Annotated in this window: 8 protein-coding genes; 1 reads left to right on the forward strand and 7 read right to left on the reverse strand. The window is 68.2% G+C overall.

All coding sequences use genetic code 11. The annotated features are described in order from the left end of the window. The first annotated feature begins 97 nt into the window (after positions 1-97). Positions 98-283, forward strand: coding sequence for a hypothetical protein (locus tag GM676_RS08920; RefSeq protein ID WP_155463185.1), 186 nt, complete (start codon positions 98-100; stop codon positions 281-283). 26 nt (positions 284-309) lie between these two features. Here GM676_RS08920 and GM676_RS08925 read toward each other — a convergent pair whose 3' ends face one another. The 7 genes from GM676_RS08925 to GM676_RS08955 form a co-directional block, all read right to left on the reverse strand. Beyond that, the gene (locus GM676_RS08925; RefSeq protein WP_170304263.1) at positions 310-1287 is read right to left on the reverse strand and encodes a chemotaxis protein CheB; all 978 of its coding nucleotides are present in this window, start codon (positions 1285-1287) and stop codon (positions 310-312) included. An 89-nt stretch (positions 1288-1376) separates the two neighbouring features. Next, positions 1377-3323, reverse strand: coding sequence for a glycoside hydrolase family 97 protein (locus GM676_RS08930; protein WP_211923196.1), 1947 nt, complete (start codon positions 3321-3323; stop codon positions 1377-1379). Further along, positions 3301-4848, reverse strand: a complete 1548-nt coding sequence (locus GM676_RS08935; protein ID WP_155463187.1) for a tryptophan halogenase family protein — start codon at positions 4846-4848, stop codon at positions 3301-3303. The genes GM676_RS08930 and GM676_RS08935 overlap by 23 nt, the downstream gene beginning before the upstream one ends. Next, complete coding sequence (locus GM676_RS08940; RefSeq protein ID WP_155463188.1) at positions 4845-6188, reverse strand: alpha-L-fucosidase; 1344 nt, start codon at positions 6186-6188, stop codon at positions 4845-4847. The genes GM676_RS08935 and GM676_RS08940 overlap by 4 nt, the downstream gene beginning before the upstream one ends. Before the next feature lies 1 nt (position 6189). Further along, positions 6190-7707 (reverse strand): tryptophan halogenase family protein, encoded by a 1518-nt coding sequence (locus GM676_RS08945; RefSeq protein WP_155463189.1) that lies wholly within the window; start codon positions 7705-7707, stop codon positions 6190-6192. A gap of 9 nt (positions 7708-7716) precedes the next feature. Continuing rightward, positions 7717-10716, reverse strand: coding sequence for a TonB-dependent receptor (locus GM676_RS08950; protein ID WP_155463190.1), 3000 nt, complete (start codon positions 10714-10716; stop codon positions 7717-7719). A gap of 101 nt (positions 10717-10817) precedes the next feature. Further along, a complete protein-coding gene (locus GM676_RS08955) occupies positions 10818-12014 on the reverse strand; it encodes a XylR family transcriptional regulator (RefSeq protein WP_155463191.1) in 1197 nt (398 codons plus the stop codon). Positions 12015-12017 lie beyond the last annotated feature (3 nt).

Here is a 12017-nt window from a genome sequence, read left to right on the forward strand (position 1 = left end):
CGACAGCAGGCGCGCGATGTGGGCTGCGGCTTGGTGGAGTTGACTGGCGCGCTGGCGCGACGAGAGCGGCATCGACGGCATCGACCTGAGCTGGGCGGTGCGTCCGGGCAGCTGGGCGGACTTTATCGCCCTGGCGCTGCCGGAGCTGCGCGCCCAAGGCATCCTCGCCCCGGCCCGCGCGCAGGACGCCTCGCCGGTGACGCTGCGCGAGCGCATCTACCCCGGCCACAAGCGCGCGCTGGACTCGCACCGCGCATCGCAGTTCCGCAAGCTGCAAGACTGACGCCGTATGCCGCGCCCGGCCTGGTTTTACCCAGCTAATAGCGCCAGCAGCTGGGCGGCCTCTTCCCTGCAACGGCGTGCGATGCCGGCGTAATCCGCCTCCGGCGCCCGCCCATGCAGGGTCGATTCAGCGGCCAGCTGCTCGGCCAGGCTTTCCTTTTCGTGCAGCGCGCGCACGGCGCTGCGCAGCGATTCCTCGATCACGGTTTGCTGTTCCAGCAGCAAGGAAAGCGCGCTGAAAGCATGACCGGTATGGCAGCGGTAACGCGTGGGCCGCCGCTGCGTCATCTCAAACAGCACGCCGCCGCAGGCCGGGCACGCATAGTTGGACGGACTGGCGATCTGCTGCAATGCCTTCAGATCGCCGCCGTCGGCAACTATGCGGTTTTCAGTGCGCAGCCAGGACGGTATCTCATGCGCCCCGGCCGCAGGCGGCGGCGTCCGGGCGTAGCGCGTCAGGGCCGCGGCAATCTCTTGCAGCGGCGCGCACAGGTCGAGCGCGACATTGCTGACGGCGTTGCGTGGCATGTCCGGCGCCGCCGCCTCGGCCGGGTCCTGCGCCACCGCCACGCCACCGCAGGCCTTGATCGCCTGCAAGCCGGCCACGCCATCGTCCAGGTAGCCGCTCAGAATCACGCCCACCGCGCGGCCGTCCGCCGCTTCGGCCACGGTGCGGAACAAGGGGTCGATGGCCGGACGCGTATGGTTTTCCTTGGCAGCGCAACTCAGCACGGCACGCAGGGCCGCGCCCTCGCGCATCACCAGCAGATGCCGGTCCGGCGGCGCCACCACCACGGTCCCGGCGACCAGTTCCTGCCGATCCTGGGCGAACGCCACCGGCAAGGCCGAGTGGCGTTGCAACACCTCCGGCAACACGCTGAAGCGGCTGCCGATGTGCATCACCAGCAGAATCGCCGCCGGCAGGTCCGCCGGCAGGTAACCCAGCAGCGCGCCCAGGGCGTGCAATCCGCCGGCCGAGGTACCGACCACAATCACTCTGTTCACCACGGACTCCCTTGCGATGGCTGGCTGTGTCATCCCTTGTACCACGCCGGCGCAAAGCGTGGCGGACGGCAGCCCAGTCCATCAGCGCATCAGGGCAGCGGCTCCAGCAGCACGGCGGCGCCGCCGGCCGGCGCCAGGCGCAGCGACAGCACCTCGTCCGGCGTCACCTCGCGCTGGCTGCGCCGCAGGGCGTTCGGGTGCTCGCCATCTTCCCACAAGGTGACCCGGTAACGGCCGGCGGGCAGGAAGCGCAGCGGCACCTCGATGCCGGTCGGGCCTTCGGCCGCCGTCATGGCGCCCAGATACCATGCCTTGCCCTGGCGCCGCGCCAGCAGGATGTCGCGGCCCGGCTCGCCGGACAGGAAGCGGGTCTCGTCCCAGGCGGTCGGCACCCGCCGGATAAAGTCGAAACCATCGGCGTCGCGGTAGGCGTCGGGATCGTCGGACACCATTTGCAGCGGGCTGTCATACACCACGTACATGGCCAGCGCCTGGCCGCGCGTGGTCTGCGTGAACGGTAGCACCGCGCGCACGCTGTAGCTGGCCGGCGTGCCGTTGCGGAAGCCGCCCGGCGTGTAATCGATCGGCCCGGCCAGCATGCGCGTGTACGGCAGCATCAGGTTGTGGCGGGGGGTGACGCGCTTGTCCATCTTGTCCCATTCGGCGCCCAGCACGCCCTCCTGGGTGATGAAGTTCGGGTAGCTGCGCTGCATGCCGTCCGGCACATAGGCGGCGTGCAGGTCGAGCAGCAGATGGCGCTTGGCGGTGGCCTCGGCCACGCGGCGGTAGAAGGCCACCATCTCCTGGTCGTCGCGGTCCATGAAGTCGATCTTGACGCCCTTGATGCCCCACGCGGCGTAGGTGTCCAGCACCTGCTCCATGCGCGGCGCCAGATGTGCCCAGTGCACCCACAGCAGCAGGGCCACGCCCTTGTCGGCGGCGTAGCGCACCAGCGCCGGCATGTCGATGCCTTCGGCCGGCCGGGTGACATCGGTGCCCGGCAAGGCGTCACAACAACCGCCGCTGCCCCAGGCCCAGCCGGCATCGATCAGGTAGTAAGGGAAGCCGGAGGCGGCGGCAAAGTCGATGAAGCGGCGGTAGTTGTCCATGCTCGGCTTCATGCCCTCCAGCGGACCGGACCACCAGTCCCAGGCCGCCTTGCCCGGCTTGACCCAGCTGAAGTCGCCCTGCGGCGGGCGGTTCAGGTTGCCGATCAGCTGCGAGGCGATCAGGTCGCCGTTGCGGTCGCCCAGCATCACCACCCGCCAGGCGGTGCTCAAACCGGCTGGCGAGACATAGGCCGGGCCGTCGCGCTTGGGCACGGCCGACAGGCGTACCCGTAGCGCGCCCCCCTCGCGCCACAGCGAGGCCCCGGTATAGCCGCTCAGGTCAGCCTGGGTGATGGCATAGGTGGTGCGGCCGGACGCCGTGGTGCAGACCAGCGGCACATCATAGCCGACGCCTTCGCGCAGCTGCGACCAGTTCTGGCGTATGAATTCGGTCTCGTGGGCGCCGTTGGCCACCGCGGTCAGGCAGGACGGATCGCCGGCCGCCACGAAGGCGGTACGCTCGCCGCGCAAGCGCACCGGCGCGGCGCTGTCCAGTCGGTAGCGGAAAGCCACGCCGTCGTCGTAGGCGCGCACATCGAGCAGCAGGCGGCGGCGCTGGCCGCCGCGCTCGCGGAAAGTCAGGGTGGTGGCGCGATAGTGATCGCGCGCGCTGGCGGCCTTGGTGGCGATCAGCGGAATCACCTGGTCGACCCGATGGTCGGCGCGGCGCTCCAGCGCCAGGCCGGCCAGTTGCGGCGCGTCCTCCAGCTCCAGCCCCAGCGGCGAATTGGCGATCACCGCGTCACCCCGGTGCGCCACCGAAAAACGGCTGGCGTCGGCGGCAATGCGGATGGTGGTGCGCCCTTCGGGCGAAATCAGCACGGCGTCGGCGGCCGCGCGGGCCGGCAGGCTGGCGCCCGACAGCGCCAGCAGGCACAGTCCGGCCGCGGTGGAATGGAAAAAATCAAGCTGCCCGGGTATGCGCAATGGGGTTCTCCTGTGGGTTGAAGTGTCTGGTTCCGGCAAGCGTGCCGGCCAGGAAATCGGCGTGCGCCGGCATGCGCGCCACCATGGCGGCGATGGCGTCGCGCCGGCGCCGCAGCACGGCCAGCGCTTCGCCGCGCGGCCACTCCTGCAACACCGGGTCGGCCTGGCGCGGCCAGTGGCCCATGCCGGCGTGGATCGCCAGCCAACTGGTGGCGTCGAAGCCTTCCTCGTCGTACACCAGCAGCGCGCCGGCCTCGCGCCAGGCGTGCAGACGGTAGGCCAGCGTGTCGGGCAAGGCCATGCTGGCCATGTCGCGCCACAAGGCGCTGTCGCGGCGGCCGGTCAGGCAGTAATGCAGCACGATGAAGTCGCGGATGCGGGCGAACTGCCGCACCGCGCCGGTGTTGTAGCCGGCCACCGCGTCCTGGTCCAGCGGCGCGCCGCTTTTCAGCAATTCCATCAGCCGCGCCAGTCCGCTCTGGATCAGGAAGATGCTGGTCGATTCCAGCGGCTCCAGGAAGCCCGAGGCCAGCCCCAGCGCCACCACGTTGCCGACCCAGAAACGGGCCCGGTGCCCGGTGGTGAAGCGCAGCAGGCGCGGCTCGGCCAGCGGCTTGCCGTCCAGCTGCGCCAGCAATTGCCGGCGCGCGCGCTCCTCGTCGATGTAGCGGCTGGCAAACACGTGGCCATGCCCGGTGCGCTGTTGCAGCGGGATGCGCCAGGCCCAGCCACCCTCCAGCGCGGTGGCGCGGGTGTAGGGGGCCGGCGGCGCGCGGCCGCCCTCGCCGCGCTCGCAGGGACAGGCCCAGGCGCGGTCCATCGGCAGCCAGCGGCTGAAGTCGACATAGGGTTCGCCCAGCGCCTGCCCCAGCAGCAGCGAGCCGAAGCCCGAGCAATCGATGAACAGGTCGCCGGCCAGCTCGCGGCCGTCGGCCAGGCGCACGCCGTGCACGCCGCCATCCGGACGGCGCGTCACCTCGACCACGCGGCCTTCACTGCGGCGCGCGCCGCGCGCCAGCGCCAGCTTGCGCAGATAGGCCGCGTACAGGGTAGCGTCGAAATGGTAGGCGTAGTTGAAGCCGCCACGCCCGGCGTCCGGCAGGCTGAAACGTCCCTTCATGGCCATCACGGTCGGCAGGCATTGCTCGCCGAAGTCGCCCGGGGCCTCGGCGCCCAGGCGGCCATGCTGGCCCCACAGCGCGTACGGTCCGCTCAGTTGGCCGAAGTCGCCGAAGGTGTGGAAGTAGTGCTGACCGAGCTGGCGCCAGTCGCGGAATTCAATGCCCAGCTTGTAGGTGCCGTGGGTGGCGCGCAGGAACTCGGCTTCGTCGATGCCCATCAGGCGGTTGTAGTGGCGGATCGAGGGAAAGGTGGCCTCGCCGACGCCGACGATGCCGATCTCCTCCGATTCGACCAGTTCCACCACCGTGCCGGGCAAACTGGTGGTCAGCGCCAGCGCCGCCATCCAGCCGGCCGTGCCGCCGCCCACCACCACGATGCGCCGCACCGCCGGCAGGTCGCTCATGGCACGGCCCGCGTGCCGATGGCGGCGGCCGGGCCGTCCAGCTCCAGCGCGATGATGGTGTCGATGGCGTCGCGCTGGGCGGCCGGCAGCGTCAGCTCGACGCCCTGGCCGTTTTGCGCCAGTTGCACGGCGCCGCCGGTCAGCGCGCTGGCGCGTAGCACCCGGGCCGGAATCGCCGGCAGCACCAGCTTGTCCTGCGCCCATTTCAGCACGTGCACGTAGATGGTGTTGCCGTGGTGGGTGGAGACGCCGTAGTCGCCCGGCAGGAACGGCCCGCCGCGGGTGGCGTAGATGCTGTCGCCGTACTTGCCCAGCCAGCCGCCGATCTCGCGCAGGCGCTGCGCCTGCACCTCGTCGATGCGGCCGTCCGGACCGGGGCCGACGTTGAGCAGGAGGTTGCCGTCGCGGCCGACCACGTTGACCAGCAGGCGGATGTAGTGATCGAGCGGACGCGGCACCATGCCCGGCTGGTAGCCCCAGGCGCCGGCGATGGTGCTGCACAGTTCCCACGGCTGGCGGTTGTCGAACGCGCCCAGCGCGCCCTCGCCCTCGCGCGAATGGAAATCCTCCCGCATGTCGGCGCGGCCATTGATCAGGATGTCCGGCTGCTGGCGACGCAACATCTCGTACACCTGCTGATGGCCCCAGTCGAAGCCGCCCTTGTAGTGCTTGCCCCAGGGCCGCTTGACCCAGTTGGCGCCGGCTTCGGCGCCGCCCCAGTCGCCGCCAAAGCTGAGCCAGTCCGCCTCGCCGCCATCGAACCACAGCACATCGATCTTGCCGTAGTTGGACAACAGCGCCTTCATCTGGCGCTGGTATTGCTCGCGCATGGCTTCCGCGCTGGCGCGCTGCAAGTCCGGGAAGAAGAACCCGGGATAGCGCCAGTCCAGCGGCGAGTAATACAGCCCCACGCCCAGCCCGGCCTGGCGCGCCGCCTTGACGTACTCGCCGACGAAATCGCGGTGCGCGGCGGTGTTGACGCTGGTGAAGGGATTGCCGCCGTCATCGAACATGGCGAAGCCGTCGTGATGGCGTGAGGTGAACACCATGTACTTCATGCCGGCCGACTTGGCCAGCCCGGCCCAGGCGTTGGCGTCAAACGCGGTCGGGTTGAACTGCTGCGCCAGTCTGGCGTACTGCTCGACCGGGATCTGCTCATTCCACTGCACCCATTCGCCGCGTCCGGGGATGGCGTACAGGCCCCAGTGCACGAACATGCCGAAGCGCGCCTCGCGCCACCAGTCGATGCGTTCCCGGTCGGCCGCCCCGGCGATGCCGAGCCACAGAATGGCCAGCGCCGCCAGCAGGCGGCGCGCATAAGGTTTGCAGGCTATGTTCAACTCATCTCCCGGAAGCGGCGGTGCCGATTTGTTTCGCGATGAAGGTGGCGTGGCCGGGCATGGCGGCGGCCGCGCGCTGGATGGTGTCGCGCATGCGCGCGTAGTGCAGCTGCAAGGCTTGCTGGTCCATCTGGCCGATCAGCGGATCGCCCGCCTCCGGCATCACGCCCAGCCCCATCAGGATGGAGACGTGGGAGGACACCGAGAAGCCCTGCGGATCGTAGATCACCACGCGCCCGGTTTCTCGGAACAGCTCGATCTGGTGGCGCAGCGTGTCGGGCACCGGCATGTTGGCGCAGTAGCGCCAGAACTCGCTGTCGTCGCGCCGGGTCACCTTGTAGTGCAGAATGACGAAGTCGCGCACGAATTCATAGCGCTGCGCCACCAGCCGGTTGAACTCCTCCGCCAGCGCCGGACGGAAGTCGCGGTCGGGGAAGTATTGCAGCAGCCAACCGACCGCGTTTTCAATCATGTTGATGCTGGTCGATTCCAGCGGCTCCAGGAAGCCGCCCGACAGCCCGATGGCGACGCAATTCTTGATCCACGATTTGCGCCGGCGGCCGGTGGTGAAGCGCAGCTGGCGCGGCTGGTCGAGCGCGCGTTCGTCCAGCCCCGACAGCAGCACGCGCGCCGCCTCGGTGTCGCTGATAAAGCTGTTGCAGTACACATGGCCATTGCCGGTGCGGTGCTGGAGCGGGATGCGCCAGGTCCAGCCGGCGCCGCTGGCGGTCGAGGTGGTGTAAGGCGTCAGTGGCTCGACCCGCGCGCATGGCACCGCCTGGGCGCTGTTACACGGCAGCATGGCGCTCCAGTCGTCGTAGCCGGCTTGATACACGCCCTCGATCAGCAGGCCGCGGAAGCCGGAGCAATCGATGAACAGGTCGCCCTCGACGCGGCGGCCGTCGGCCAGCCGCACCGCCGTGATGAAGCCGGTTTCCGGATGCAGGTCGACGCCGTCGATGGTGGCCTCGATGCGCCGCACGCCGCGCTCCACGGCGTATTCCCGCAGGTAGGCGGCGTACAGGCTGGCGTCGAAATGGAAGGCGTAGGAATAGCTGCTGGTGACCGTGCCCGGCTCGCCATACGGCGGAATGAAGCGGTTGGCGCGCGCCATGGCCGTGGTCATCGACCAGTCCTCGTAGGACGGCATGTCGCTGGACTGGCGCGCCAGGTGCAGCCAGTACATATACGCCGGCCGGTTGTCGATGGCCGGGCCGAAATCGCCAAAACCGTGGAAGAAGCGGTTGCCGCGCCAGCCCCAGTCCTTGAACTCGATGCCGAGCTTGAAGGTGGCCTGGGTGCGGCGCACGAAATCGGCACCGTCCAGGCCCAGCGCCAGGTTGTAGTAGCGGATCGACGGCAGCGTGGCCTCGCCCACGCCGACCGTGCCGATGTCGGCCGACTCGATCAGCGTGACCTGGCACGACTTGCCGAGCCGCAGCGCCAGCGGCGCGGCGGTCATCCAGCCCGCCGTGCCGCCGCCCACAATGACAATCTTTTGCAGTGCCTTGTCGGACATGTCAGGCCATCAGAAGTTGTATTGCGCCTGGAGCGTGTAGCTGCGCCCGGTGTAGAAGGCGCCCTTCTCCTTGAAGCCGATGTTCTGCTGCATGTACTGCTTGAACAGCGCATTGGTCAGGTTGCGCGCCTCGAAGGCCAGGCTCAGGTTTTCCGCGATCTTGTAGTGGATGCCCATGTCGACCTGGCCGTAGGCGCCGCCCCACACCGGCAACGCATAGTTGACCGACGAAGCCTGGCCTTTGGTAGCGCTGTTCGGATTGGCGTCGACGCCGTCGCTGCCGTTGGCGCCGTAGGCATTGGCCGCCTGCATGTACTTCGAGCGCCAGCTGTAAGCCACGCGCGCCGACAGCGGGCCGCGGTCGTACAGCAAGGCCAGGTTGAAGGCGTTCTTCGACATGCCGGTCATCGGCAGGTTGCCGTTGTTGAGCACGCGGCCATCGGTGTCGCAACCGCCGATGCTGGCCGCCAGCGACGAGGCCAGGTCGGCCTTCGGCGTGCACCAGGTACGGTTGAGCGGCGCGTACATGCTCATGCGGCTGTCGATGTAGGTGTAGTTGCCCGACAGCCCGAAGCCGCTCATCCAATCCGGCAGCTTGTCGAAGTACTGCTGGTAGCCCAGCTCAAGACCGGTGGCGCGTCCCTTGGCGCCGTTGACCGGGGCCGTGATCAGGAAGTCATGCGAGGCGCCGGTCGTGTCCTTCAGGGCGACCGAGGTGGTCTGGCCGATGATGATGTCCTTGATCTGCTTGTTGAACAGCGCCACAGTGAACGAGCTGCTGCGGCCGAAGTAGTACTCGCCGGTCAGGTCGAAGTTGTTCGACAGCGTGGGCTTGAGCATCGGGTTGCCCTTGGCCGAGCCGGTGTAGTCGATCGAGTCCAGCACCGCCTGGCCGCTGGCGTCCTGGTGGGTGTGGACGTTCTGGCTCAGGGTGGTGTAGGTCTGCATCTGCCAGAAGTCCGGCCGCGTCATGCCCTTGGACAGGGCGGCGCGGAATTGCAGCGCCTCGCTGGTTTTCATGCGCAGGTTCAGGCTCGGCAGCACGTTGTTGTAGCTGTTGCTGAAGTCCTGCCGTTGCGATTGCGCCGGGATGGCCGGCACGCCAATCACGGTCGAGGTCGGAGGCGCGAACAACTGGTAGCCGCCGGCCGTCATGTCGGTGTGCACCACGCGCACGCCGACATTGCCGTCCACCGGATATTGCCATTTGTCGAAGCCGAAGCGCAGCTGGGCGTAGGCCGCCTTGGTGCGCTCATGCTGCTCGTTCAGGCCGGTTGCGTCGCCGTACGGGGCCGGCGTCCACACCGCCTGCGAGCACGGGGTCTTGCACACCAGCTGGGTGTAGTTGTGCAGCATGGCGAAGTTGGTCGGGACATTGCCGGTCAGCGCCATGTTTGGCACGATCACGGTGGGCACGCCGAACTGGCCGCCAAAGAAGTTCGAGAAGCCCTGGGTGCCGGAGTGACCGGTGAAGCGCGGGTCGCTCAGGTAAGCGAACTGGCTCAGCGGCTGCCACGAGTCGCCCACCGCCCACGGCTGGCTGATCTGGGTCCATTCGGTGTCGTGGGTCGAGCGGGTCAGCGCCTCGCGCTCGGTGGCGCGCAGGCCGAAGCGCACATCGTTCAGCACCGGATCATCAAAGGTGTACTTGGCGTCGATGCGGCCGGCCTTGAGGGTGCCGTCGGCCTTGTCGCGGTGTTCCTGGGTGAAGCCCCAGTAGTAGTTGGCCGGATTCAGCAGGGCCGCGCGGTCGCTGGCGTCGAACGAGACGCCGATCGGCGAGGCGCCCAGGTTCAGGGTTTCCTTCGGAATGAAACCGCCCAGGCCGACGGTGTTGTCGTAGCCTTCGGTGGTGGCCTTGACATGCTGCAAATCGGTGCGCAGGGTCCACTGGCTGGAGGCGCGCCAGCTCAGGTTCCACGAGATGTCGCGCGTGTCGGCGGTGCGGCCGGTGGCGCGCGCGGCGGTGCCGACGTTGACCCCGCCCTCGCTCGGATCGCGCAGCACGCCGGTCAACAGCGCGCCCTGGTCGTCGAAGGTGGCGCCCGGGTCCAGCTGGGTCACGCTGGCCTGGCCGGCCTGGAAGAAGGAATTCTCGGTGGTGTGGATCTTGTATTTGGAACGGAAGTAGGTCAACGCCGACGACAACGTATCCTTCTTCCATTGCAGCGCGCCGTACAGGCCGTCGCGGTCGCGCGCGAAGTTATTGGTGGTGAAGCCGATGCCGCCCGGCGCCCAGCGCGTCTTGCCGCTGGTGTCGCCCACCACGATGTTGTTGCGCGGGATGTAGGGGCCGACCGACATGCCGTCGCTGCGGGTGTCGATGCGCGAATGGGCCAGGTCGATCAGCGCGCCAAACTGGCCCAGGCTGGTGTCCCAGCGGTCCGACAGCATGCCGGAGAACGAGGGCGAGGTCTTGCCGCGCAGGTCGGAGCGCGCCGCCTCCACCGACAGCGCGCCCTTGCGGCCCTTGAAGTCGAACGGCAGCGCGGTGCGCAGATTGACCAGGCCGCCGATGCCGCCCTCGACCTGCTCGGCCGACGGGTTCTTGTAGACGTCGACGCCGGCCATCAGCTCGGGCGGCACGTCCTCGAAGCTGAGCGAGCGGCCGCCGTTGGCCGAGAACGAATCGCGGCCGTTGAGTTCCGAGCGCACATAGCTCAGGCCGCGGATCGACACCCCCGTGCCTTCGGCGGCGAAGTGCTGGATGCCGTCGCCCACGCCCTGCTGCGGATCGACCCGGTTCATGGTGCGGTCGATGGTGACGCCGACGATGCGTTGCAGCACCTCGGTCACCGATTTGTCGGGCAGCTTGCCGATGTCGTCGGCCACCACCGAGTCGACGATTTCGTCGGCGTTCTGCTTGATTTTTTGCGCCGACTCCAGCGCGGCGCGCTGGCCCACCACCGTCACGGTGGCAGGCTCCGATTGGGCAAACGCCATGCCGCTGGCGATCAAGGCCAGTTGCGCCGCGCCCAGCGCGATCGCGGTTTTCTTAAGCTGCTTCAATTGTTCGTCTCCGGTATTGTTATGTAGTGGGTACTCCGATTGTAGGAACCCCTCCGGTCTCTCACAATTATGAAAAACGTTAAAACAACAAACAAAATCCGCTAACCGCAGGCCAGCAAGCCACGCTCCTCCTGCGCCCGCTCACGGTAGGCGCGCGGCGTGCAACCAAGCTCGCGCTTGAACACCAGATGCAGGTATTGAATGGAAGTGAAGCCGCTGCCCAGCGCCACCTCGGCGATGCTGCGCTCGCTCGCCAGCCCGGCCTTGGCGGCGTCCAACTTGCAGCGCAGGATGACGTCGTGCACGCTGCAACCAAGCTCGCGCCGGAAGTAGGTTTCCAGCGACGAGCGCGACACGCCCACATGCTCGGCCACCTGGTGGGTCTTGATGCCCTGGCAGGCGTACTGGCGGATGAAGTGGCGCGCCCGCATCACCTGCGGATGGCGGATCACCTGATGCTGGCTGGAGATGGCGGCCTGGATGCCGGCCGGCGGCACCAGCACCCGCAGTCCCTCCAGCTTGGCGCCATGCAGCATGCGTTCCACCAGGCTGGCCGCGGTGCGGCCCATTTCCTGCGCGCCCTGGATCACCGAGCTGAGCGGAATGCGGGTCAGCATGCGCACCAGCGGATCGTTGTCGATGCCGATCAGCGCCACCTGCTCCGGCACCTCGATGCCGGCCAGCAGGCAGGCCTGCAACAGCTGGCGCGCGCGCGCATCGTTGACGGCGATGATGCCGACCGGCTTGGGCAGGCTGCGCAGCCAGTCCACCTGGCCGCGCACCGCCTCGTCCCACTCCTGCACGCTGGTCTCGCAGCCGCGGAAAATCTCGGCCGTCATGCCGTCCTGCGCCATCAGGCTGCGGAAGGCTTTCTCGCGTTCCTGGGCCCAGCGGTTCTGCGCCGATTCCGGCAGGCTGAACATGGCGAAGCGGTGCAGGCCGGCGTCCACCAGATGGGTGTAGGCGGCCTTGATCAGTTCGAAATTATCGGTGGCCACATACGGCACGCCGGCCGGATAGTCGTGCGGGCTGGCGTAGGAACCGCCCACCGCCACCACCGGCACCTTGCAACGCGCCAGCGCGGCCGCCACCGCCGGGTCGTCCATGTCGGCGATGATGCCATCGCCCTGCCAGTGCTCGATGCCGCCCAGGCGCAGGCGAAAATCCTCCTCCAGAAACAGTTCCCAGGTGGCGCGCCGGCTGGCCAGATAGGCGGCGATGCCGGACATCACTTCACGGTCGAAGGTCTTGTTCGCGTTAAACAGCAACGCGATCCGATGGGCTTTGCTGGTCTTCATGAT

Source organism: Duganella radicis, assembly GCF_009720825.1.
Taxonomy (GTDB): domain Bacteria; phylum Pseudomonadota; class Gammaproteobacteria; order Burkholderiales; family Burkholderiaceae_D; genus Rugamonas; species Rugamonas radicis.